17 protein-coding genes and 2 pseudogenes are annotated in these 25052 nt (G+C 43.7%); 6 read left to right on the top strand and 13 right to left on the bottom strand.

What is annotated here, in order from left to right; translation table 11 throughout:
* A pseudogene (locus QTO06_RS18160) lies at positions 1–451 on the bottom strand (IS5 family transposase); the annotation flags it as partial.
* A 780-nt stretch (positions 452–1231) separates the two neighbouring features.
* On the opposite strand from QTO06_RS18160, the gene QTO06_RS18155 reads away from it, so the two are divergent.
* From QTO06_RS18155 to QTO06_RS18145, 3 genes are all read left to right on the top strand, one after another.
* On the top strand, positions 1232–1546 hold the full coding sequence (locus QTO06_RS18155) for a hypothetical protein (protein ID WP_331409244.1): 315 nt from the start codon (positions 1232–1234) through the stop codon (positions 1544–1546).
* A gap of 700 nt (positions 1547–2246) precedes the next feature.
* Complete coding sequence (locus QTO06_RS18150) at positions 2247–3362, top strand: hypothetical protein (RefSeq protein ID WP_331409242.1); 1116 nt, start codon at positions 2247–2249, stop codon at positions 3360–3362.
* Between the two features lie 117 nt (positions 3363–3479).
* Positions 3480–3953: a DUF2780 domain-containing protein gene (locus QTO06_RS18145; protein ID WP_331409241.1), complete on the top strand. Its 474-nt coding sequence runs from the start codon at positions 3480–3482 to the stop codon at positions 3951–3953.
* Positions 3954–5200: 1247 nt separating this feature from the next.
* Here QTO06_RS18145 and QTO06_RS18140 read toward each other — a convergent pair.
* Positions 5201–6285, bottom strand: a pseudogene (locus tag QTO06_RS18140) (methyl-accepting chemotaxis protein).
* 266 nt (positions 6286–6551) lie between these two features.
* Positions 6552–7247 carry a VC0807 family protein gene (locus tag QTO06_RS18135; RefSeq protein WP_331409240.1) on the bottom strand — a complete coding sequence of 232 codons (696 nt, stop codon included), beginning with the start codon at positions 7245–7247 and terminating at the stop codon, positions 6552–6554.
* A gap of 521 nt (positions 7248–7768) precedes the next feature.
* On the opposite strand from QTO06_RS18135, the gene QTO06_RS18130 reads away from it, so the two are divergent.
* Entirely contained in the window at positions 7769–8308 is a 540-nt protein-coding gene (locus QTO06_RS18130) for a CAP domain-containing protein (protein ID WP_331409239.1), read from the top strand.
* Between the two features lie 613 nt (positions 8309–8921).
* Here QTO06_RS18130 and ahpF read toward each other — a convergent pair.
* The 7 genes from ahpF to QTO06_RS18095 form a co-directional block, all read right to left on the bottom strand.
* A complete protein-coding gene (ahpF, locus tag QTO06_RS18125) occupies positions 8922–10490 on the bottom strand; it encodes an alkyl hydroperoxide reductase subunit F (protein WP_331409238.1) in 1569 nt (522 codons plus the stop codon).
* Positions 10491–10825: 335 nt separating this feature from the next.
* On the bottom strand, positions 10826–11383 hold the full coding sequence (gene ahpC, locus QTO06_RS18120; protein ID WP_005374632.1) for an alkyl hydroperoxide reductase subunit C: 558 nt from the start codon (positions 11381–11383) through the stop codon (positions 10826–10828).
* A gap of 272 nt (positions 11384–11655) precedes the next feature.
* Positions 11656–11922 (bottom strand): DUF2999 family protein, encoded by a 267-nt coding sequence (locus tag QTO06_RS18115; protein ID WP_331409249.1) that lies wholly within the window; start codon positions 11920–11922, stop codon positions 11656–11658.
* Between the two features lie 99 nt (positions 11923–12021).
* Positions 12022–13146 carry a lipocalin-like domain-containing protein gene (locus tag QTO06_RS18110; protein WP_331409236.1) on the bottom strand — a complete coding sequence of 375 codons (1125 nt, stop codon included), beginning with the start codon at positions 13144–13146 and terminating at the stop codon, positions 12022–12024.
* Entirely contained in the window at positions 13146–15656 is a 2511-nt protein-coding gene (locus QTO06_RS18105) for an ABC transporter permease (protein WP_331409248.1), read from the bottom strand. Before QTO06_RS18105 ends, QTO06_RS18110 begins: the two co-directional genes overlap by 1 nt.
* Positions 15643–16353: an ABC transporter ATP-binding protein gene (locus QTO06_RS18100; RefSeq protein ID WP_331409235.1), complete on the bottom strand. Its 711-nt coding sequence runs from the start codon at positions 16351–16353 to the stop codon at positions 15643–15645. Before QTO06_RS18100 ends, QTO06_RS18105 begins: the two co-directional genes overlap by 14 nt.
* Positions 16354–16579: 226 nt before the next feature.
* Positions 16580–16825, bottom strand: a complete 246-nt coding sequence (locus QTO06_RS18095; protein WP_005374689.1) for a DUF3297 family protein — start codon at positions 16823–16825, stop codon at positions 16580–16582.
* A 351-nt stretch (positions 16826–17176) separates the two neighbouring features.
* On the opposite strand from QTO06_RS18095, the gene QTO06_RS18090 reads away from it, so the two are divergent.
* Complete coding sequence (locus QTO06_RS18090; protein WP_331409234.1) at positions 17177–18943, top strand: ArnT family glycosyltransferase; 1767 nt, start codon at positions 17177–17179, stop codon at positions 18941–18943.
* Positions 18944–18973: 30 nt separating this feature from the next.
* The gene (locus QTO06_RS18085; RefSeq protein WP_331409232.1) at positions 18974–19978 is read left to right on the top strand and encodes a glycosyltransferase family 2 protein; all 1005 of its coding nucleotides are present in this window, start codon (positions 18974–18976) and stop codon (positions 19976–19978) included.
* A gap of 20 nt (positions 19979–19998) precedes the next feature.
* Here QTO06_RS18085 and QTO06_RS18080 read toward each other — a convergent pair whose 3' ends face one another.
* The 3 genes from QTO06_RS18080 to QTO06_RS18070 all read right to left on the bottom strand — a co-directional run bounded on the left by QTO06_RS18080 (position 19999) and on the right by QTO06_RS18070 (position 24828).
* Positions 19999–20868 (bottom strand): hypothetical protein, encoded by an 870-nt coding sequence (locus tag QTO06_RS18080; protein ID WP_331409231.1) that lies wholly within the window; start codon positions 20866–20868, stop codon positions 19999–20001.
* The gene (locus QTO06_RS18075; protein WP_331409230.1) at positions 20861–21502 is read right to left on the bottom strand and encodes a class I SAM-dependent methyltransferase; all 642 of its coding nucleotides are present in this window, start codon (positions 21500–21502) and stop codon (positions 20861–20863) included. Before QTO06_RS18075 ends, QTO06_RS18080 begins: the two co-directional genes overlap by 8 nt.
* Before the next feature lie 206 nt (positions 21503–21708).
* The gene (locus QTO06_RS18070) at positions 21709–24828 is read right to left on the bottom strand and encodes a PKD domain-containing protein (protein WP_331409229.1); all 3120 of its coding nucleotides are present in this window, start codon (positions 24826–24828) and stop codon (positions 21709–21711) included.
* Positions 24829–25052: the final 224 nt, after the last annotated feature.

Raw genomic sequence — 25052 nt, 5'->3', positions numbered from 1 at the left:
TTCGTGGGTGCTGGTATCCACTGCTAAATGTAGCTTACGCCAGACTCTGCGCTTCCCATCAGTACCATGCTTTTTGACCTTCCATTCACCTTCGCCATAAACCTTGAGACCAGTGGCATCGATGGCCAGATGCTGTATCACGCCTCTGGGAAACCTCAACTTCCTTAGCTCGACGGCTTATACAGGTGTAATGCGGTATGTTAGCCAGCTTAAATACGGAGTTTAGAAAACCTTGCAGCGCTCTCAATGGCATAGAGAAAACGCGTTTTACCATCAGTGCGGTAGTAATGGCTAGGTCGCTGAATTGACGAGGCCTGCCGCGCTTGTTCTGTTTGCTTTGCTTCCATTCGCTTATAGCTTCTTCATCAATCCAGAAAGTGAGTGAACCACGATTGATTAGGGCTTTGTTGTACTGTTTCCAGTTAGTTGTTTTGTAACAAGGTTTCGGCATAAGGCTACGATGATTAACTGATGTAGCCGATCAGATCGTAACTTCCTGATTTAGTTCCATCGAATTACGCAACAAAGCCTAGTTTTTTTGTAGCATGGTTTCGATATGAGGCTTCAGATATTAATGAATGTAGCCGATCAGATCGCAAGCTTTCGATTTACGCAACAAAGTTTTGAAGTGTATGAGTTGTTCATACACAGATGGGTAGATGTAATTATTTAATAAGCTACTGCTGAATTCCATGAGCTCTTTAATAGGGTGTTTATTAAACTAAAATTATAGTAAAAGTGCGAATGTCTACTGCAAAAAACAAATAACAAATAACAAATATAACATTATTTTGTGATTGATAGTCACAGAGTTATAAATTTCATGTTGCTTGTGTTTTGGTTGAAATTAGTCATGTGTATTGATTTTTTGTCAATAATTGATTTTTTGTTCTGGTTTCTTTTGGTGAGAATATGGTTTTTTTGTATAAATATCATAACCATAACAGTGATTTGTTTGATTTTGATTGTTTCATATATTTATAGAAAAAAGAAATTATATATAAGCTTCCACGTCTGTTTTTTTTGCGCCATATTTATTTTGCGAGTTAGATATATAATACACAAACTAAAATTTGAATGAATAGGTATTAATATGATTGAGATTGATATAATAGATGTTATTAAAATGGCAAATGATTTTATCGAGATTAGTTTGATTGTAAGTGATTGCAACACAAACCATTTTGAAACAAAGTGAATATGTGTATTTCTCCAAAATAGAGGAAGATATATGATTAATGAAGTTTCATCGTTAGAAGCTGTTGAAATTAAAAAGTTCTTAGAGAAAATAGATGCTGATATTTTTCTTAGGTATATTTTTAAGAGTAATTATGATGATAAGCGCTTGATACTCTGGGAAGAATATAAACAAGCCAACAGAAATAGTCTTGAGTTTTTTGAATATAAAAATAAGCAAGATTATGAAGATAAGGATATTGATTTAATCTCAAGTCACAATTTTTTATTTATTTTCATCATAATTTATACTTCTCCATACCTATTGAAGTTTACAGAATTACAAAGAAGTTTGCTGGAATTACGTTAATAATTACAGAAAATAGTTATAATTTGCAATTACTGGAAAGGTTAGCAAATAATATTAAAGTAAGAGTTAGATTAATAAAAATTGACAAAAAATGATTGTTCGCAAGGGATGTTTTAATAAGACTAGGGATAATCCCGAATTCATGCTTGTAGATCTACCTTACTCTCTAGAAAATAAGCAAACAAAAGAATCTTTCCGTCTTATACTCTATCTTTCTATGCTACACCGGGAAGGTGGTCTTGGAAACGAGTTTATAATGAAGAAACTCATCAGTGGGAGAGTAAAAAGATAGTAGCTCAAAAAGCCAAATTCAGGTGTGATACTTTTGTTGCCTTTGCATGGAAACGGACAAATGAGAGTAAGCCTTATGGAAGTACTCCGATTTCTATGTATAAACATTACGATAGGATGTAATTATTTCTAGTGTTTTTACCCACTATTTATTCTTTTCATAAAGCAGTGCTCGTAAATGATATAAATTAGGTATGGTTGTCTATATCTCCTATGTTTTATTCTAGTTTTTAACATAAATTCAGGTCATTACAAATTAATTAGGATTTAGATCTTTATGGGCACACTCTGCTGAGTTAGGTTGTTCAATTGACCATCTAACTAGATAATTTTCTTAAAATTAATATTTTGAATAGATTAGTGCCGTTAGTGATAGATGTCTATTTAAATTGAAATATTAGGAGAAAATATGAAGACACTTAGTTTACTTTTTCTAATTATTATTGTTTTTTCTAAAGTATATTTTTATGCAGATGAGGTAGAGGTCGATAAAGTGCCTGGCGTTTTAATGGAGGAAAAGGTTTCTAATTATATAGCAAGTGATGAAATTGACTCTGATATTTTTAAAAATTCTTTAAGTAACACAGATGAAATACTACAGGAAATTATTGAATCTATAGAATTATCAAGAGAGGATAAGGTGAAAAAAATTTATAGTATGCTCACTGATTACCCTCCCGAGTCATTCGAGTCCCAATATTTGATAGATGTCATTTCTGATTTAAAACCGTTGCTGTTATCAACGGAATTTATAGATTTATATTATGTAACAACAAGTACTAAAACTAAAGAGAAAATAATTAGGCTATTGTCTAATTCAACATTACTAACCGCAGTTACTAGTGAGGATGATTTGCATTTATATACGGATGATTTCGTAAGAATAAAAAAATTCTTTGAAAGTGAAATGTATAATCCATATAACGGAAGTGAGGTAAATAATACACTTATACTGAACTTTAATAACTTAATCTCGACTGAAGATTATCTTCAATTTATAGAAAATGAATTGATAAATATAAATCATTCTATTTCTGAAGAATATTTGGGTAAAATAAAACTTTCAAATGCTATTCTATTGGATGATGGTAAATTGCTAGAAAGAATACTAATATCTAGTAGCAATAGTATTGAATCGGCAGTTTATTCATATGTGTCGTCAATACCAGATGAAATACTAAATGACAATAAGCGTAAGATATTTGAGTCATACTTATTTAAAGCTAAATCCGATGTTTTCTGTGGTGTAGACAAGCATAAAAAACTGAGTTGGATTGAGAGTATGGCAAAAGTTAAGGGTATTTCAAATGAAAAAATAGCGAAAGAAGTTATGATAGAAACAAAGTGTGTTCTAGATAAGGCATTGGTGATCAATCAGTATCCTGAACTTGATTTGGATAAAGATTACTTAGTTAGTTTAAAAGAGGAGATTAGAATTGAGTTGCTTAACAGCTTGGATAAAGAAAATAATAATGCTCTTAATACCGCTTTAGAGGTAATAGATAATAATATTTATCAAAGGTAATTAGTCTCATGTTTATTACACGATAAAGGCACTTCTTATATCTTATAGCTTTAGATGCCCTTCTTCAAAATGGCCTCGGTCTTTATGATAGCTCTTTTAAAATGTTAAGAGGTAAATATGATACTTAAAAATACCGTAATGATAATTGGAGTGGTGTATTTTCTTTCTGGTTGTAACGCCACACCGCTTGCAACAAAAGAGAATCCGGTTAGTTTAAGCGATGTGATGAACAAAAGTGTTGGTATTGAGGGTGCTGGTTCCGAATTGACTCATACTTTATCTGATCATCTTGGAGTAACTAGTGCTCAAGCCGCGGGAGGAGCAAGTGCACTGCTCGCTCTTGCTCAAAATCAATTGTCTAAACAAAACAACATAGAGTTGAGCTCATTATTGTCAGCAAATGTAAACTCAGGCTTTGCTGAAAATCTTTTAAACGGTGCGGATAATATTAGTGCCGTTCAGAATGTTTTCACTGGGTTAGGGCTAGATACATCAATGATCAATCAATTTGCTCCGATACTGCTAGAGTTTCTAGGAGCACAAGGCGCGAGTTCAGAATTGTTGCAGTCGTTGAGTGCGTTATGGTTATGATTAATTCGTAAAGTTCTGAAAATTAACATGATTTTTATCGGCTTATAGCTTCATTAATCAAAAACTTGACGTAGCAAGTGATCGTGCTTCTTTGTTCCACCACGAACATTAAAATTATCTGTTTCACACTTTTTAGTCTCTTTAGGTTCGGCAACAACTTTTACGTGGTTGCTGAGTCTCTCCTCGCGACGACAATGTGGACACCCTATCGTTTTAGTACTTGATAGAAAATTTTTAGGGGAAGTATGAAACTTCCCGTGCTTCTGGCAAATAATTACTAAATGAGTTCTCTGGTCGATATAGTTTGCTAGCGAGTAGTCATATGAACTTCCATACTTCTCTTTTGATCTTAATATGAAAGTTTTTTTTCGTTCGGTTTGGCTTAGTGGCATAGTGTTTATACGATAGTTATAACGAGTTAATTACTTTTAACTTGGTTAAATGCTCATCCTATTTAATGATTTGAAGTAATAAAAATTAATTGGTGTTAATTTTCATTATTTACAGCTCAAATAGTTTAACAAGTTGTCGGTCCTCAATAAGCTCTTCTATACGTTTTCGTACTTCCCACGCTTTAGCATCATTCTTGCTTGGTTTGCTATTACGTTTTTTATGGTTTTTTTTTCTATTTAAATCGATTTGTTCCATGAGGATCTATATTTACTTATGTTTATTTAATGTCATTAATGTAGTGCTGTGAAATCACTATAATGTACTTAAATAAAGATGTCGTAACTATGCACTTTGAAAAAAACATCTATTAAACATGCCTAATTAACTTAAAGAGGAAGGTGAACTTGAACAGTGAACGTTATATATTAATAGCATTCGCATTGACTGGTAGTTTAGATATGCTAATTTTATAGCTTTCTTTGATGATAGGCTATCTTTCCACTTTAAAACTGTATATTTTTAATGAAGAAAGTTATATCTATTTTGTTCTTTTTATCTTTTCTTTCAGGGTGTTCTTCTACTTCCTTAATTAAACAAGAGAAGGATATTGTTTCCCAAAACATTTTTATTACTAGCTGGGGTGACTCATTCGACTTAAACGAAGCTGATTGCTTAAACGATAAAGAACCTCATTTAATGTGGACAAGGGTCAATAGCAACGGAAGTAAAACACTAATTCTTAAGTGCATTGGGGCCTAAAAGTGGAAATTAGTGTAAAAAATGGGCAGAACAATATATTAGTGCTAACTTTTTTCCTCCAGTACCGCAAGAAAGAGTTAGCGCCATTGAGCACATTAACTCGCGATTATCTCATCCATCAAGCGGTCTATCTGAACGACGACTTGTTCGCTGGCGTCTCCCATGGCGTTAATTGCGGTCACCATGCCGACCATGTTGCCAGATTTGGCTTGGCTCATCGCTTCACGTCCGCTGTCATGCACGCCTTTATGTGGTTCTTCAAGTAGCGCATAGCTTCTTAGGTGGCTGTAAGCCTTGCCATCTCCACGGTAGTACCACTGGCCTAAACGACACTCTGAGTGGCTATTCACCGTTTCACCGAATGCGCCACTTTGTAATAGGCGGTAGACGTTGTTTTTCCAGATCGCGTGGTCGAGTTTGACTGTATCCAAGAAGGCACGCGTTGAAGCGATATGAATCACTTGCTTCATGTGTTCTGACTTCACCATCACTTCATTCACGATAGTGCCAATTTGAGCCGAAGAGGCAGAGACTTCTTCCGCGCAAGTTTGGTTTTCATCGATGGAGCTTTTTATGCGCTGACTTGTGTGAGAACTTGGTTAACCAACGAATCAATTTTCTCACTGGTCTCGCTCGCTTTACCCGCAAGTGTTCTGACTTCATCTGCGACCATGGCAAATCCACGTCCAGCTTCACCGGCTCGTGCGGCCTCAATGGCGGCATTGAGAGCGAGCAAGTTGGTTTGGTCAGAAATCTCTTGAATAGTAGATACAAGGTGGGAAATAGAAGTGGCGGTGTTATCTAATATTTGAACAGATTCAATGCTTTGTGAGGCTTGAGTGCTGATCTTTACAGCCCTGTTATCAAGCCGTGCTAAGACCTGATGTGTCTGCTTAAACATTTCATCAAACTGTTGCAGTTCTTGGTTTTCATTCGCCATGGATTGAGCACTTTCGACCATCTCGGTTCGAATTGTTTTGAGCATGTCTCCGCCTTTCAAACTGCTCGACATCAACTCGTCGCTATTGTTGTGCTCTTGCTGTGCAGTGCGAACAAGCTGTTGTGTTTCTTGGAGCTGTTTTTCCAGAGCAGTAACGTCAGTTTGGTACTTCTTTTTGAGGTCTGCGAGCTCTTGCTTAAGCGCCTCATTTTCCGATTTGATTCGTTTTAATCCAAACATGGATTTTATAAATGTAACAAGATGTTAAAAAGTCCATGCTAATTGAGTTGAGTATTTAATACACGATGACATTCATATATTTGCCAAAATGAAGCACACTTTTTCTGTAAGGTTTATTGAAACAAGAGATATGAACTTTAAAGAATCAGGGCTTAACAACTCTTTTTAACACGAGTGTCGTAGTGTCCTCATTCTAAAAACAAAACCCCGATAATTGGCGAGCAACTATCGGGGGGCTTGTTTATCTTAATGCATTTGAGCAGGTGTTACTTGGTATGAAAAATCTGCTCAGTTTCTAGCGACGTCATCGCGCGAACTTGACGCCAGATGTAGTAGAAAATACCAAACATCATCAACATACTTGGAATGGCAATCATCGGGTAACTGTACAGTGTCAGTTTACCCAATTCTTCATTGAACGCCGCTGTACCTGCTGGGCTGGTAACAATCCACGTCGCTAGGAAGTAGTTCATCGCTGATGAGAAGGCAAACGTACTTGCGAATAGGTAGTTCGAAGACATTAAGCAGCGCTTAAACGCTTGTGTTTTGCCATTCTGAGCCAGGCGCTCGTTAATCAGCGGTAGGTTTAAAATGGTGTCATTCAACAGCATCTTTTGCATAAGCGGGTAGCGAGTGAAGGTTGAGCCCAACACTGCAAGACCGATCAAGCCTGGGATTAAGGCTTCTTTCAATGCCAACCAGCGCGTGTCTAGCTCTAACAAGCCAATACCACCGGTTAAGAGCACGCTGATAAAGCCCAGTGCAGAGATGAAGTTAAACTTCTTGTTGCGGATAAGATCCATGCCGCCGTACACCAAAGGGAACATCAAAGCGACAACCAGTGCCAATGCTGTACCTAGGTGCTCTTCACCACTGAACTTCATCAAAATGAATGAAGGAATGATGACGTTAAACAGGACCTCGAATAATGGATTCGACTTTTTCGCCGTCGTGTTACTCATAATTTTACTGACTCTACTATGTCGGCTGCGATTTTACTTTGGTGGGAAGTGTTCATCTCATTGCGCCAGATGTAAAGCCCTAAAGCCCCGAGTTGTGTAACGACTTATGAAATGAACGTAAATCTAATTCATTTAAGTGTATCGTGTTAAAGGATTGATAGGGAACGTGCACCATTATAAATGTGATGGTTTGTGTAGACTTTGTTTTTATCAAATTGTTGAAAAATATAAATACTTTTAAAGTATGGCTAAACGAACTCGCATTTAACTATTGGTAGAGTTTTGACCCTTTTATGCCTAGTCGCAGAAAGGAAGCGCCTCTTTGAGGCGGTTAAGTTTTTCCTGTTCAGTGCAAATGAAATAGGTTTGAGCCGTAAGCCAATTCGAGCTATGAAAGCGTAGCGTGAGTATTCGGTCAAAACACTCTGCACCATATGGTGCTCAAATGAATTTTTGTTAGGTTATTTTCCTTGGTTATCGAAAGCGTATTTTACCTTTCGTTATGAATATAAGGACAGACAATGCCAACAAAGATCTTAGTGCCAGCATTGGCGCTACTTCTCAGCGCATGTGGCGGCGATGGAAATTCGTCATCACCTGCAGACAGCGGCTCACAATTCCCAGATACACCACCGACAGAAACCACTTTTGCCGAGCAGATGCTGGCCGTCGTAAACGATGCTCGTTCTAAAACTCAGCAATGTGGCTCTAAAACCATGCCACCGGTTGGCGCACTGACTTGGAGTTACGATCTCGAAAGCGCCGCTTATGGGCACTCTAGTGATATGGCAAACAGTGATTTTATGAGTCACACAGGGTCGGATGGAAGTACGCTTTCAAGCCGAGTCAACGCGACGGGCTATGCTTGGAGTCGACTAGGTGAGAACGTGGCAGCAGGGCAAAACTCAATTAATGCCGTGATGAACTCTTGGTTATCAAGTGAAGGCCACTGCCTCAATATCATGAATGCCAACTTCGACCAAGTGGGCGCATCCATGGTTGAAAACCAGTCAGCAAGCTATCGCTATTATTGGACTCAAGTGTTTGCTAAGCAGCGTTGAGGCTTAACGTTAGGTTAGGTGTTTGCAACCTTCTTTCACCCTTTGCTTGTTCTTGTTAATCATTTTCGATCGAGTTTGTGGTGAGTAGATTCCCTGTCTCACCTAGGTTCGCGGGAATGACACGGAGAGAGCGCCAAACGAACAGCGTCATTCTGAAGGAGCCAAAGCGAGTATTCAGAATCTATTCTCAACGCGTTGCTGTGTCGCAGTGTGAATTGAATTATCCGCGAGTGCAGAACCAGCCCCTCCCCTTAGAACTCGGTGTGTTGAGAGCTTCGGAGTTTGATACAAGGGGAGGTTAGGTGGGGTTGTTGGTTTGAGGCTTAACGTTGGGCTACGTGCTTGCAACCCCCTCCAACTCCCCCTTTCTCGACATCGTTTGCCAAGCATTTGAATATGGTTATTAAGGGGGAGGTCTGTTCTTTCTTGCTGTGTGCTCAGTGCTTTCGCCAAAAAAACAAAAAAGCCAGCAGTTAATACCTGCTGGCAAAGTCTTTGGGCTTCTAGGTTTTTTGATTTTATTTCTTGTTACTCATCGCTGTCACGGTGCCCCGATTGGTTTTCCGGGGAAGAAAACACAGCACCGTGCGCTTTGTGCTCAAGAAATTGGAGATTAACCTTGTTTACGGATTAGGTAGTCAAATGCGCCTAAGCTTGCTTTTGCACCTTCACCCATCGCAATGATGATCTGTTTGTAAGGAACGGTTGTTGCGTCACCCGCTGCGAACACACCTTCTAGGCTAGTTTCGCCATGGCTACCGACTTCAATTTCGCCGCGCTCAGATAGCGCTACTTCTGAATCTTTTAGCCATTCTGTGTTTGGCACTAGACCGATTTGAACAAAGATACCTGACAGTTCAATCTCTTTGATTTCATCTGTGTTGCGGTCTTTGTACTTCAAGCTTGTTACGCGAGTACCGTCACCTACGACTTCTGTTGTTTGCGCCATCGTGATGATGTCTACGTTTGGTAGTGAGTTCGCTTTGTCGATAAGCACTTGGTCTGCGCGAAGTACGTCTGCGAATTCAAGAACCGTTACGTGTTCGACGATACCAGCAAGGTCGATAGCTGCTTCGATGCCTGAGTTACCACCACCGATAACCGCAGTTTTCTTGCCTTTGAATAGTGGACCGTCACAGTGTGGGCAGTATGCGACACCTTTGTTGCGGTACTCTTGTTCACCCGGAACGTTCATTTCACGCCAGCGTGCACCTGGGCTAAGGATGACACTCTTACTCTTCAGCGTTGCGCCGCTTTCAAGTTGGATGTGAATCAAACCATCTTCTGTGTATGCTGCGCCCATTAGCTTCTCAGCTTGTTGCTCAGTCACAACGTCTACGTCGTATTCTTTTAGGTGCTCTGCTAGGTCAGTTGCTAGTTTTGGACCTTCAGTACGTTTTACCGAAATGAAGTTCTCGATTGCCATGGTGTCCATAACCTGACCACCAAAACGCTTAGCAACAACGCCAGTGCGAATACCTTTACGAGCGGCGTATAGAGCAGCTGCGCTACCGCCAGGACCACCGCCGACAACAAGTACGTCGTATGGGTCTTTTTCGCTCAGTGCTTTCGCCGCTTTCTCGCTCGCGCCGTCATCCACTTTGTTTAGGATTTCAGTCAGAGACATACGGCCTTGACCGAATAGCTCACCGTTCACGAATACACTTGGTACTGCCATGATGTCGCGCTTCTTCACTTCATCTTGGAACAAACCACCATCGATCATGGTTGCTTTTACTTTCGGGTTGATCGCCGCCATCATGTTGAACACTTGAACCACGTCGGGACAGTTTTGACACGACAGAGAAATGAAGACTTCTACGTCTAGATCTTTGTCTAGTGCTGCGATTTGCTCAATCACTTCTGGTTCTAGTTTGATTGGGTGACCGCCAGAATGAAGCAGTGCCAATACTAGAGAGGTAAATTCGTGACCCATTGGCAAGCCTGCAAAGCGTAGTGCAGTGCCTTTTGCTGGGTTAGTTACCGCCATCACTGGTTTACGTGCGCTTGCGTTGTCGTCACGTTCAACGGTGATTAGGTCGCTCATCTCTGCGATTTGGTTCGCTAGAGACAAAATGTCATTCGATGCTTTGCTTTCATCTAGACTAACCACTAAACGAACTTCTTCTTTTACATTAGCCAGATATTGTTTGAGTTGTTGTTGGATCGCTTGGTCTAACATAGTTGTTACTACCTTAATTAAATAGTTACCAATCAAAACAAGTATTTGTTCATTCTTGCTAGCTAAAATCGTTGATAACTGCGTTATAGATTTTGTAGTTAGGGGAACTAGCTATCGAAAATCTATGCCTGGTTCTAAACGATTTTTTCTACGCAATTACTGCACACCTACTTATTCAGATAGGTAATAAAAAGTGGTTACTGTAGATAAAACCTGAGGGGGAGAGAGCAAATCAGGCAGAAGGTCGTCAAGGTATCTAACCTGAAGTGCTCTCTAATTCAGTTCTAATCAGAAAAAGGAAATCGAGAACTGATTAGAACTTAAATTTCAGTGGCTTAGATTTTGCCAACTAGGTCTAGTGATGGAGCTAGAGTCTCTTCACCTTCTTTCCATTTAGCTGGGCAAACTTCGCCTGGGTGTGCTGCTACGTATTGAGCTGCTTTCACTTTGCGTAGTAGGTCTTCTGCGTCGCGACCGATACCTTCAGCAGTGATTTCCATTGCTTGGATAGTACCTTCTGGGTCGATTAGGAACGTTGCACGGTCTGCAAGACCTTGACCTTCACGCATCACACCGAAGTTGTTTGTGATGTTGCCTGTTTGATCGCCAAGCATGTAGTACTGAATTTTACCGATTGTGTCTGAGCTGTCGTGCCATGCTTTGTGAGTGAAGTGTGTGTCAGTAGATACTGAGTAAACTTCTACGCCACGTTTTTGTAGCTCTTCGTAGTGGTCTGCTAGGTCGCCCAGTTCTGTTGGACATACAAACGTAAAGTCTGCTGGGTAGAAGAAGAATACTGCCCATTTACCTAGAACGTCTTGTTCTGTTACTTCAACGAATTCGCCGTTTTTGTACGCTGTAGCTGCAAATGGTTTGATTTGAGTATTAATCATAATTTACTTTCCTTTGAATGTTTTAAGCTGAGCTGTTGTTGCTTTCGGAAAGTATATTCTCATCGGAGTGTGATTAAGGAAAATCGCTTGTAACTATCCTATTGATAGCTATTTCCTATTTCACTTGATAGGTAATTTCGATGTATGGAGAGCCTTTTGAACGGTTTGTCATGTTCTAACACCCAGGTTCAAGATGTTTCGGCGGTAGAATGACAAAGGCCGCGATCATCTTAAACGACGGTGATAGCGGCCTTTACTTAAGGAAGGGAAACTTAGTTGTTTTGGTTCTGGCTCTGAAGCTTCTCTTTTGCTTCTTCAACCTTTGAGAAATCCAATCCTAGCTCTTCCACTGCTTCTTTGATTAGCGCAGGGTTTTGCATCACTTGTGCCATCAGCATTTGTAGCTTCTCTTGTGGCAAACCCAGTTGGCTGATAGTTGCCATTGCTGCGAGCGGGTTTTGCGTCAGAGTCTGGAAGATTTCGTTGATCTGTTCATCGCTGATGTTGTTCTCTTTCAGCAAGGCGATAATTGGGTTCATCATATTTCCTTTCAATCATTGGATGATACTGCTGCGCAGTGTATGACGTGGTTGCCAGTATTTGTTCTACAAGGATAATTGGGGCTCCCGCTCAACATTTCAATACCCCGTTAGCTCCATATAACCTGTCCCAGAATGAGAGCCCTCAATACGTACTGGGCCTTCCCAATAAGGCACAGAAAGCAGCATTTTTGCGTTCGGGTTGAGTGCAGAAACGGTAAGCTCAATTTGCTGATTTGGAATCGACACTTGCCACTGGGTTGGAAACTTTCGCCCTTGGATTTCTGTTTGCTTGGTTGCCTTTAACTGAATGTCTTTTTGTGGGATAGCAATGCCAGAACCATCTTGCTGCATCAGCCTTGCATTGGAGTAACTGGCTTGTCCGGTTTTGGAATCCCGCAATTGGAACACGACCAAGCTGGTTTCGTCACTCAACCTTAGAGCAAACCAGTCCCAGCCCTGTTGTGAATCGAGCAAGAACTGCGAGCTCCACTCTCGGTCTATCCAACCTCTGCCGGATACTTGATGGGTTTTGCCGTCGATCGTAACTTCACCGGAGACATCAATAAACGGTTGGCTGTAGTAATACGAAGCCACCTGACCATCGGCACTTTTGGTGCTGTAACCTTGTTCGCCTTGCTTTTGATAAGGCGCGTGGCTGGTAAGAGTGAGTGAGTAGCCAAACTGTTCTGAATTGGCATTTAGCGTGGCAGGGAAGAGGTCGTTGGTTGAAGAAGTCCACTGCCAATCATCGAGATAAACCCGAAATGGAGAGTCATCGACGCCGGCTAGAGAGGCTTGGTCGCGTGACCATTTTTCATCTGCATGGTGTTTGTCTGTTGTGGTTACCGCGCTGTGCGCCATGTAGATTTGCTTGGTTTGCCACTCGGTTTTCTTCACGTCATCTTCGCCCGTTGGCGGCGCAGCGGCAAAGCGAAATTGTGTCCATTGAACGCCAAGTGGGTTGCCGTCTTCATCGATTAAGTTGGCGGTTAAATACCACCATTCATGACGAAAATTCGGGTGCGCTTGATGGTCTGCAGGGAAGGTGAGTTCAACCCCTTTTTCCACGGGTGTGAATGGGTTGCTCTCGCTTTGCATATCTCCACTGCCCAGCAAAGTGCCCATATTTTGTGTGCTCATATTTTTTTGTTGGGCATCTTCACATCCAAATAGGATCAAGCTGCTTATGAGCAGAGTCAGTTTGCTTGCCAATCGAATCATCACAACACCTCGCTTTGCAAACTGGACACGACAGGCTTACTGACCAATCGCCATAGCGGAATCAAGGTTGCAATCACTGCCACCAAGACGGTGATCGCCGCAATGCTAAGGGCATCATTCCAATTCCACAGATAATTTAAGCTCCAACCAAAAGCACGCAAGGTGACGATATCTGTCAACACATATCCCACCATGGCACCGAGGGGAAGGGCGATAACCAGAGTAAAACTCACCAGAGCGACGATCTGTCCGACCACTATGGTCATTAATTTACGACGACTAACACCAAGTGCGTACAGCCTTGCAATGGCGGCTTTGCGCGCGTCGAGTAACATAAAACAAGCACTGAACAAGCCAATCACGGCGACCATCAAAGTTACGCCGTTGAGCGCGCGCGTAATGGCGAAGGTCTGTGAGAATATATCCAACGCGATGGATTTGATTTGCGCCTGATCGTAGAGCTGACTTGGATGCAGATTCAATTGCTCGCGTAGTTGGTCGTAGACGATTTGTGGGTCACCAGATACTTTAATGCCAAGGCTTGTCGGCAAGTCGGTAAATCCGCTCTCTTGCCATAATTTAGGTGCCAATAACACTTCACCGTTGGGTGAGCCGTAATCATGGAATACCGCACCCACAAGCAGGTTCTTATTTGGAGCGGCATCAAGCGTGAGCTCGCTACCCAGTGATAAACCCAGTTTGACCGCGGTTGGTTCACTGATGGCAACCAGCTCACCTTGGTAAAAGCGGGACCAGAAGTTCTCCAAATGCGATTTGAACACCATGGTTTGCTCTAAGGTGTCTTTGTCTTTGGTACCAAGCAAAATCGGTAAGCCTTGCAGATTATCGTCGACGTAGTATTGCTTGTAGACGGTCTCAACATTGTCGAACTGCCCCAATGCACGCTCCACATCTGCGATTTCTCCTTGGGCAGGGCTGACGTAAATATCGGAGTGCAACCTTTGTTCTAACCACTGTTTTAAGGTGGATTCAAAGCTGCCTACTAAGGTGTTCATCCCCATATTGGCAGTAACGGCGAGTAGCAACGCCATCATGGCGAGAGAAAGCGGAGAAATCAGCTCACGCAGCTCAGCAAACAGGTACTGCACCAAACCGGAAGTAGTGCGTTTTTCACACCAATTTGCTAAGACGCTGAGTGTTTTGGGTAGATATAAAGGAATCGACACCACAAGCATGCCAAGCCACGCCATGGTAAATCGGTGGTGCTCACTCAGCCATAACCCTGCAAGTGCGAAAGCCGTTAACGCAATACCTATGACGAACAATTGGTTTTCGTTAGAGGCTTCCGGCGCTTGATAAAAACCGCCATGAGAGGAGAGCGGCTGGCGCACTCGCTGTTTAAAGTGCTGCCAACACGCCAACAGGGTGGCGGCTAACGTGAGCAGCAATGCTTGCGCCCACCATTGCCACTGCCAAGTGCCGGGCAGCAGTGTCGCACCATAAAGTTGCTCTAAAGTCAGTGCCACGGTCGGATGCAACCAATGGCTAAGTTGCATCCCCAATACAAAACCCAGCGAAGCACCGATGGTAACGAGAATAGTGAGTTCAACCAACAGCGCAGAGAACACAATGCTCGGCGCAACACCTGCCTGTTGGATTTGTACTAACAGACGATTGCGTTTCAGCAAGCTGTATTTTACGCCGTTGTAGGCAATGAACAGCCCGACTAAAAAGGCAAGTAAGCTCATTGCTGTGAGATTGAGGTGAAAGCTGTCGGTCAGCGCGCCAAGGTCTGTGCTTTGATTGTTGGAAATCCATTGCCCTTGATCGCCAATCAGCTTCTGCCAATTTGCTTGCGTGTCTTTATTCCCTTTATCACCCGAATGGAAAACCGCAATGTAACTGAGCTGTCCTTGTTTATTGAGCAGTTGCTGGGCAAAGCCAATGTCCATCAACATTCGGCTGCCCAATTGCCAATCATCGGGTAATACCACCACTTGGGTTGGGATGTCGTCTAAAGTTAGGGTTTCTACCTCTCCTAAGTTTTGATGTTGAGATTGGCTCATCATCACGATCGGCTTTCCGGCCAAAAGATCAGGTAAAGGTAAAGCACTGTCGAACAAAGACACGTTCTGTTGGTTTTCTGAAGAATAGCGCGAACGTGAAGAGATAGCGGCAATCAATTCGCTACCTTGTACTGACCAGCGTCGACCTTGTTCGTCTCTCACTCGCCCTTCGATTACCGGTAGTGCTGCACTGAGTCCGTTTTGTCTAAGGGTGAAGTAAAGAGACTCGGGCAGATAGTTTTGCCCTGCTGGGGGAATAATTAAGTTCTGAGCTTGTGCGCTAAGCTGCTCGGTAGACTCAGCATAACTGCGTTTGGCATTGAGGTTGATGGCTTGCACCGCAACAAATAAGGTCACAGCCAACACGATACCGATCAGAATCGCAGCAGCTTGCAGCGGCGCTTGTCGATAATGTGCTACAAACAGACTCAGGGCGAGTCGGGTATGAGTGAATCTGGTGTTTGATAGCTTAGCTTGCTTCATGGCGAAGCTCATGTTTGTTTACTTGATGATTGTTCTGTAGCTGACTGTTATCCAAGCGCAGCCGTGTTTTCATAAACTCAGCGCACTCAGGGCTGTGGGTGACTAACAGCACCGCCGTATTGCCTTGGGTGGTGATTTCACTGAGTAGTTTCATCACTTCTAACCCTGCTTTTTGGTCGAGGTTACCTGTGGGTTCATCGGCGAGTAGAAGCTTAGGTTTGTGTACCAATGCGCGTGCGATAGCGACTCGTTGCTGTTGACCGCCGGAAAGGGCAGAAACATGTCTGTCGAGAAGTTGGCTGATGCCTAGAGTCTCGACCAAATAATCGCACCAGTCGTTCCATTTCTGTTGATTCAAATGCAGAGGGAAGGCGATGTTTTGCTGCACGTTGAGCGGCGTTAATAGATTGAATTGCTGGAAGATAACACCGAGTTTTTGGTGTCGAAATCGGCTCCATTGCGGGTCTTTCCAAGCCGATGTGTTATCACCATCTAACCACAACTCACCATCGGAAAGTGGCTCAAAGCCAGCGATGACATTGAGTAAGGTACTTTTGCCGCTGCCACTTGCTCCCGTCAGCGCAACACTCGCTCCTGTGTTCAACGTAAAGTCGACGCCTTCCAACACGCGATGTGTCTCTTTGCCATCAACAAAGCTTTTGCTGGCGTGTTTGAGTGTGACAAGTGGGCTTTCCATTTCCTCTCCCTGTATTAAAAAGGTGTCGTTTCTTCTGGCAATCGCTATTGCAGTTCGTTCTTTAGAAACTTTAGACAACAATCAGACAAAAACAGCGATTTACATTGATTTCTTAATAACTTGTACTGAAAAGAAGAGGGAAGAGATTAAATGAGGAAGGGATATGACAGGCATTAAAAAAGCCCGAGTCAAACTCGAGCTTTCAAATACATTCAGCGTGGTCAGCTTACACGTAGTACGCTTCAACTTCGCCTTTTAGCTTGATAAGCATTGGGTTACCGAAACGGTCTTTTGCTTTAGGAGAAGCAATTTTTACCCAACCTTCGCTGATGCAGTATTCTTCTACGTCAGTACGTTCTTGGCCGTTGATACGAATACCGATTTGGTGCTCGAAGCATTCTTTGATGAAGAATGGGCTACGTGGGTTACCCGCTAGGCGATCTGGTAGAGCTGGTTTAGCTGTATCTGTCATTTTGTGTGACCTTGAAGTCATTAGAAAAAGTGCGCCATTGTAGTCAGTGCAAGGCGAGTGTTCAAGAATTGTTAGTACGAGTTTGAATCACATAACAATCACAACCATTCAAAATGCTCGTTTGGATGGGCTTTTTATCTTGTTCAAGCTTAGAGGGAGTAAACATGTGATTTCTGATGAGGTTATCGGTTGATCTTGTTGTTACCAAGAGAATCCTTCGTGGATGTTTAGGAGCAACTATACTGACAACGGGTTTGGTCAAAATTGTTCAAGTACTTATGCGCCTTCAAACGGAAAGAGTCTTGTAACAAGAGGATGAATGATAAGTAGGTTAACAAGGAAAGTGTGCCTATGGAAACAACCGAGCAGATAGATAAGTACAGCCAGTTAAGAGCCAAGGTTCTGCCTCGTTCCTCACTTATATTGGGGGCGTTGCTTTTTACCGCTGTGGTCGCTCGTTTTTATGTGGCATTCCGCTACGAAGTCAATTGGGATGAATTTTATTACCTTTCTTTTGTTCACCAATTGATTGACGGTGAGGCAATCAATAGCTTTCAAACCTTTCATATCCACTTTTTCACTTGGCTGCAGCATGTTTCTAGCAATGAAGTCGATCAAATCATTGCCGCTAGATTAGTTATGATCGCCTTTCAGTTGGGAACAGGGCTGTGCATTTATAAGCTTTGCCGACTTCAGTGCAGTGTCTCGGGTGCTTTGTTTGCGGTACTTGCTTACTTTGCTTTCTCATTCAATGTCCGAATGGGGGCAAGCTTTAGAACGGATCCTATTGCTACTTTCCTGATCATGATCTCTTTGTTCTATGTATTTCGGGCTCAGCTTACTTGGCGCACTTCGGTTGTCTGTGGAGCGCTTACCGCCGTCGCTTTGCTCATCACACTTAAGACGTCTTTGTATATTCCCACCTTTTTAATGACGGTGTTGGTTTGTTTTTATTGGACACAAGATCGCGTGGGATACGCCAAGCAAATTTTGATTTATGGCTGCTCGATATTGGTGTCATTTGCGATTCTCTACAGTTGGCATTATTTCACCATTAGTGGTTTGAGTAGTGGAGCAGATGCGGGCTCTATGTTGAGTGCAGTGGATAAAACCATGAATCAAAGAGAGTTCTTTCCACGATGGTTTTATTTCCAGCATTCATTGGTGACGGACATTGGTTATTGGATCGCTTTACTGTTCGGTATCGCCTTTGCGGTCTTCTCTTGCTTTAATCAAATTCAAATCAACCGTGCTACGTCTCTGAAGTTACTGAGTTTGGTGCTTTTGCTCGGCACTTTGTTGTTGTATCGAAATGCCTTTCCTTATTACTACGCTTTTATGTTAGCGCCGGTGTGTGTGTTGTTCGCCGTCGCATGGGATGGGGCTCAGCATTATCTGAGTGATAAAGCCAGCCGCTTTTTCTCCATTATTATTCCGAGCCTATTTGCGGTTTCCATTGTGGTAAATGGTTTTATTTTTCCGACGAAAAGTACACTGGATTATCAACGCAACTTTATCGAAGAACTTCATAAGATCTTTCCTCAGCCTGTCGCCTACATTGATCGCTGCTCCATGATTTCCAGCTATTCAAAGCAGGGCTTCTTTATGAGTACTTGGGGCTATGAGGATTATCAAGCAAGAGGCATCCCTGTGATTCAATCCGCGATAGAAAATGCGAATCCCGTGTTTGTCGTGGCCAATACGCACTATTTAGATGTGCTTGGTGTAAATGCGCATAACGTTAATCAGTCTAACGAAGGTGGGCACGATGACTCGGAGCCAAAAGAATGGTTACTAGCGCAAGATAGTGAGGCGCTGAAATCGAATTATATTCATCACTGGCAAGATCTCTTTGTTGCCGGAAAAGTGCTGCATTTTACTCAGGAAGATGAGCTGCAAGTGATTCAAATTCACATTGAAGGTGAATACACCCTTGAGGGAGAAATCGATATTTTGCTCGATGGCCAAACATGGAAAAGTGACCAAGTTCGGTATTTATCGAAAGGTTCATACCAAGTGAGTTCGCCATCCGCTGGCGAGGTTGTGATGCGCTGGGGTGATCATCTATACCGACCAGAGAATGTTTCCCAATCAAAAGCGTTGTTCACTGGGTTCTGACCCTCGCTCTAGTAGAAAGAAGGTGATTTGATGAAGTTGATAGTCCAGATACCTTGTTATAACGAAGCGGATAATATTGCCGCGGTTATCCATACCATACCGCGAGAGATTGAAGGTATTGATAAGGTAGAAATTCTTATCATTGATGACGGTTCGACAGATGGTACTGCAGAGGTTGCCAAAGCGTTGGGCGTCGATCACATTGTGATTAACCACAGTAACAAAGGGCTAGCGCACACCTTTCGTAAAGGGCTGGAAGAATGTCTACGCCAGCACGCGGACATCATTGTGAATACCGATGGCGACAACCAATACAACGGGGAAGATATTGCGTTGTTGGTCAAGCCCATCTTAGAGCAGCAAGCTGAGATTGTGGTTGGCGATCGTGGTGGATACAGCAATAAACACTTTTCTTTTTTTAAGCGTTGTTTGCAAGTGTTTGGCAGTTTTGTGATTGCTAAAGCAACCGCATTACCAGTCAGTGATGCGGTGAGTGGCTTTCGTGCTATTAGTCGAAGTGCAGCGCAGCAAATCAATATTGTCTCGGACTTCAGCTACACCATCGAGATGCTGATTCAGGCCAGCGCCAAGCGATTAAATGTGGTTTCTGTCCCGATCCGAACCAATGAGAAGACTCGAGAGTCTCGCCTATTTAAGAGTATTCCGCAGTTCTTGAAAATGTCGGTATCGACGTTAGTGCGTGTCTACACCATGTATCGACCATTGCAGGTGTTCCTGTTTATTGGTCTTGTGGCCATGGTCTGTGGTGTGATTCCTATTATGCGCTTCTTGTACTTTTTCTTTCATGGGGCGGGCGACGGTCATGTGCAGTCTTTGGTGCTTGGCTCTACGTTATTGATTCTAGGCTTCATCACGCTATTAATGGGGTTAGTTGCTGATTTAATTGGTTTCAACCGGAAGTTGACGGAAAAGGTATTGCATCGCATTGAAGTTTTGGAAGAGAAACTCGAAAAGCAAGGGCAGCCCAAAGAGACAAGTGAATTCGAGAAACGGAGAAAGCGTTCGGGAGAGTAGTCTGAGTAAGGGTATAAACGTTAATTGGTCGAAATCTTCTGTCGTGGTCGATAAAAAGAAGTGATGGCAAAGAAAAGCAGATCACCAAAAACAGTAATGATGCGTGAAAGCAGCACGGCGAGTAATAGTGTTTCTTGATGTGCGGTTGTGCCCAATAAAACAAGCAATACGGCTTCTCTCACTCCTAACCCTGCAGGTGCGCCAGGAGTAAGAAAACCGACGAGCCAAGCGATAACAAAATAAGCAATAAGCTGGCTCCATTGTCCAGCTCCATCGTGAGTAGGTAGGCTCAAATACACCGCAGATAATAAGCTACCGGACAACGTAAAAAAGAGCAGGTACAACCCAAATGCTTTCACACAGTTGATGTCCGATATGCGCAGCAAAATACCGGCTAGAACGGCATTTAAAGTGAAAAAAGACACAAGACTGAGCCATGTTAGGCCGGGGAAGTAATAAGTGATAAGAAAGGTGCTGAAGGTACTCGCCGTCACTATCATTAGCCCGACTTCCCAAGCTGAGGATTTCAACAAGGTATGGTTGTTGATGCCTTGTTCCACGCCAAGGATTTGCCGATTGGCGAATTGAAAGACATTGCCCGGTAAGTATTTGGCGAGTTGGGAGACACCGAACACCCAAATCACGGACTCACGCTTTAACCGAGAACCTAGGCCGGACAACAAGAGCCCCCACGCTTGGGCTAAAAGTAAGTTACCGAACGCATAAAGTAAAACGCAGAGAGCCGTAATAAAGAAAGTTTGAGCGGAAAGGGACTTTATGTTTATTTGCTGAGAATAATCAGTGATTTTCGCAACGACGAACGCGATGGCAAAAACAGTAATCAACCTGCCGAGCCACCTTAAGATGAGTTTTATTTTTCCCTTACTCATCTTCGACTCGTTGGCAGAGTACCATTGTCCAAGGAATCGGGGATCGCACTTCAAGAATCTCGAAATGCTGGGACAGCAGTGCTTTGAATGTCCGTTTTGACCAATGCTGAATATGTCCTGGCGTATTACCACCATCTTGCAGGTATTTCCCTCTCGCCATATTCAGTACTCGCCACAGTGGCTCTCGCGGGACACTGAAAATATAGTGGGAGGCGTTAAGTTGTTGGAGTGCGATGAGGGCTTGTTCTGGGTGCTCTAAATGTTCAAGTACTTCGCAGCAAACAATCATCTCAGCAGAGTCATGCGCTGCCTCAACGTCATAGACACTCTTCTGTTCAAATAGGTTTTCTTTTAGGTGACTAGACTGAGCATTTTCTTTCGCGAGTTGAATGACTTGATGAGAGAAATCACTGCCCTTAGCATCAATACCCTGCAGTTGCCATTTGAGTACCCATACCCCCTCCCCACAACCTACTTCGTGTATTGATTGCGGTGCTACGTTGTTGACCAGTTCCGTTAAGTTACGGTCGAAGCCTTGCATCAACCTCCGAGCAATAGGGTTTTGAGTGTTGTACTTGTCGTAGTAGTTGCCAACGGGGATGCCTTGTTCTTCAATGCCTTTTGAAATCTTCATCCTTTGCCTTTCTGAATGTTAAGCATGCCTTAGTGCCTAGTAAAAGCATTACCTTACAAGGCGTTACACGGCTTTCTATTAGTTTAGAACAGAATGTGAGATTTAGAGTGGCCTTGGAATAAATGAAACCAAACAAAAAGATACCGCCTATTAAGACGGTATCGAGTGTTATGAGCTTGGGTGGTTAACCCTGATTAATCTGATTGTTACGAACAGCTATCAATCAACGTCCAGCCTGAGTATGGGTCAGCCGGGGTCAGCGTCGAGTCTGTCCAACGGTCGGCTTGATACAAGTTGCCTTGGTAGGTCACTTGTTCGCCCGGTTGATATTGTCTTTGCTCGAACTCTGGGATGTCGGCACAAATGCCATCACCGCCACCACTGTTATCGCCAACCACCTTCAGTGATGTCGAATCTGAGGCATTTAGCTCGCCATCAGAAACCTGCACTGAAATCGTGAAGGTGAGGTCTGGGTCTGTGACCGGAGCCGTTACCACTAGCGTGTCGCTATTGGTATTGCCGACAACTGTCAGGTCAGAAGGAACACTCCATTGATAGCTAATCACATCGCCGTCCGGATCAGAAGCGTTAGCGGTAATGGTTACGCTTTCGCCGCTGCTTACCTGATAGTTCGGAGACAGTGAAACGCTTGGTGGATTATTGTCGACTGGTGGCTTATCGCCGCCGTCACCGCCCCAAATTGAGCCGTCACAATCGTTGCCAACCAAACACGTTGGGTTTTGCGCGTAAGCGTCGACTTTGTTGTCTAGCCAGCCGTTGTCCGTGCCGTTCGAACCAATGGTAACGACCGCCGTAGTTGAGCCACCACCCCACAAAAGGGCAAACACGTTGCTCTTCGGTAGATCTTGCATAGCCACATGAGACCAGTCGTAGCCCGCGTCTTTTTCTAGCAATTCGCGAACGTTACTCGCACCGTTGTAAGTGGTTGGATTGAGCTGCTTGTCGAGTAGGCCAGTACGTACGTTATTGATGTCCGTGCCGATGCGCGCATCACCCATAAAGTAAGAGCCGCCAGACGCCTCATGCTCAACGTTGATCAGTGTATTGCCTTCATTTTGAGTCGGCATGTGACCACCTGGGATTTGCCAAATCATGGCCGGAGATTCAACGCCATCACTGATGGTTTTCACATACGATAGGTAACGTGTCCAGCTGGTGGCGTTGTACGCGTAGTTCGCGATTGCTTCTGAGCCGAAACCGTCGCGCTCATACTTATCGAACACAATGTAATCTGGTTGGTAAGTGCCAGTGTAAACATCCAGCGAGTTGACGAAGTTCGCCACTTCTAGGCCTTTGTCAGCTGATTGGTCGTCGGTCTGGTGAATCCAGTTGGCAGAGCCTACCGCCCACAAGTTGATTTGCCAGCCGTAAGTTACGTCTTCTGCTAAGCCATTCATGATGAAGTTGAGTGACGCAATGTAGCCTTTCAGCGTGTTCTCAAATTGAGGAACGGCTACTGGTGGTTGATAACCGTAGGTCGTCTTCATGTAATCCAACGCACGTGCCAGTTGGTCATTCACATTGACCGCGCCCGCTTGGTTCAGGTCATCCACATGGCTCGGGTTTTTCTGTAGTTCACCTAAGAAGTCAGGGTTAAGCACAAACGACATTGGCGAGCTGCCATCACCAGCCGCGTACTCTTGCGCCGCAATGGCTTGAGTAATGAAGGTCGCGTAATGTTTGTAGAGCAATTCATCATCGACTAAGTCTGTCCAACTTGCACCGCCACTAGCGTTTGCAGTGTAAACAACCATGACTGGCAGTACGTGATGGCCTGAAAGGTCTGAAGCACTTTGTGCGTTCGCGTACGTTCTATGTAGTGGAAGCTCGTCTTTCGCCAAGATAACACCTGGATCACCAGAGCCGCTCAAGCCCGCGTATTTGAAGATGGCATTAACCTTGGTTGCACCGATTTCATTGGTGGTTTGTTCGCTGTCGTTCGTCACTGTACCGTTGGCTACGTAGTCTGGGAAGCCTTTGACTGCAAGGCTCATCGCTTCGCGGAATGGCAGCGTTAGCAACAACGGAGCATCACTTTGCGTGACAGAGACAGAGTCATCACCGTCATAGGCGTAACGTGTATCTCCAGCAAATACCGAATCGATTTGGATATCGTACTCACCTGGTTTAACGTCGTCAGGTAAAGTGAATGGCGAGCTAGTAATCTCGTAGCTGTAGCGGCTAGAGCCATCTTTCGCGACAAGGTTGAGCACAATTGGCATCGCTTCTTGAGGTAAGTCGACAATGCTTGCTTGAACGGTAGTGAAGTTGTCACTCGCAATCGGCGTTTCAACGATGTTAGTGCTGATTTCTGTCGCCGTGTCTTTGTTGACCATTACATCGAGGTTGTCGCTCGGTTGGTAAAGCACGTTGTTCACCGTGATAGGTGAGTAGGAGAGATCGTATTTGTGGTTATCAAGCAGTTTGCTGATGTCGATCTCGCCGCCAAATGGCACCACTAGGCTGCGTTCAACGTCTTGTGTGCCTGCCGCTTTCACGGTGGCATCTGTGGTTAGGCTTGCCGTAATGCCATCCAGTGCAGGCATGGTGAGCGAGATGGTCGCGTAGTAAATAAACGCATCGTACTGCACGGAAACACTCGGCTGCGTTGCATCGCTATCGACCGTCACGATTGAGGTTGGCGAGGAGGCGTGGGCAATCCCCATTTCGCTCGTTACATCTTGAGCGGTGACTTGATATTCGCCATCTTGGAGGTGCTCCAGAACAAAGCTGCTTCCCCACGGTACAGACACGGTCTCACTGTAGTTTTCACCTTCGACCAAAATCGATGCCGCGGCTAGGCTGGCGTGTGGTGCGCTTGGTGCTTGTAGGGTGATCTCGCCTTGAAGCGCAGGATCATTCTTGATGATCACCTTCTCGATGTGCACGTCGTTTCCATCGATGTAATCACCATTGCTGGCATTGAGACCAAAGTAGATTTGAGCCGTTTGACCATCGTTTAGAATTTGTGACGTGCTGTCATGAGTAAAGACAAACGTATTGGGAGCAGGGCTGCTGACATTAAAAGGTGCGCCCCATGAGCTATTCACCGTCGCATCTTTGTCTGACGTTACCCAAATCTCTGCGTCCGCCAAGTCTAATTGCTGACCCGAGATATTCTTCAAATCGACCTGCGCTTGTGAGTACCACTGGTCAACCTGTGGCACGGTTATCGTGGCAGAGACTGACTCGCTTTGAGCGGCCGTTATGATGTTTTCTTGTGTTGCGCCGAGTGCCGAAGTGGCCATGATTGGGGAGCTCATGAGCACCGCGGTTACCATCAAACTGATTGTTGTTTTCTTCATTGTTGAATCCTCATCACTTGCTTAAAAAAGCTAAGTGACTGTCCTTGTTGATTTTCTATGTCGTGGGGGATTTCCGGCGAGGACTTCAAACACTAAGCAAACGTCACAAAGAGAGGGAAGCCCCTTGATCTAACCACTGCCGAAATCACTCATATTTTTTGCTTACATCCAGTTACAAATGAAAAGAAACAACTCAAAATTTGAAGGCCGATTCAGAAAAAAAT

This window comes from Vibrio sp. M260121, assembly GCF_036533715.1.
Lineage (GTDB): Bacteria > Pseudomonadota > Gammaproteobacteria > Enterobacterales > Vibrionaceae > Vibrio.
This window is presented reverse-complemented; position numbering and strand designations above follow the sequence as displayed.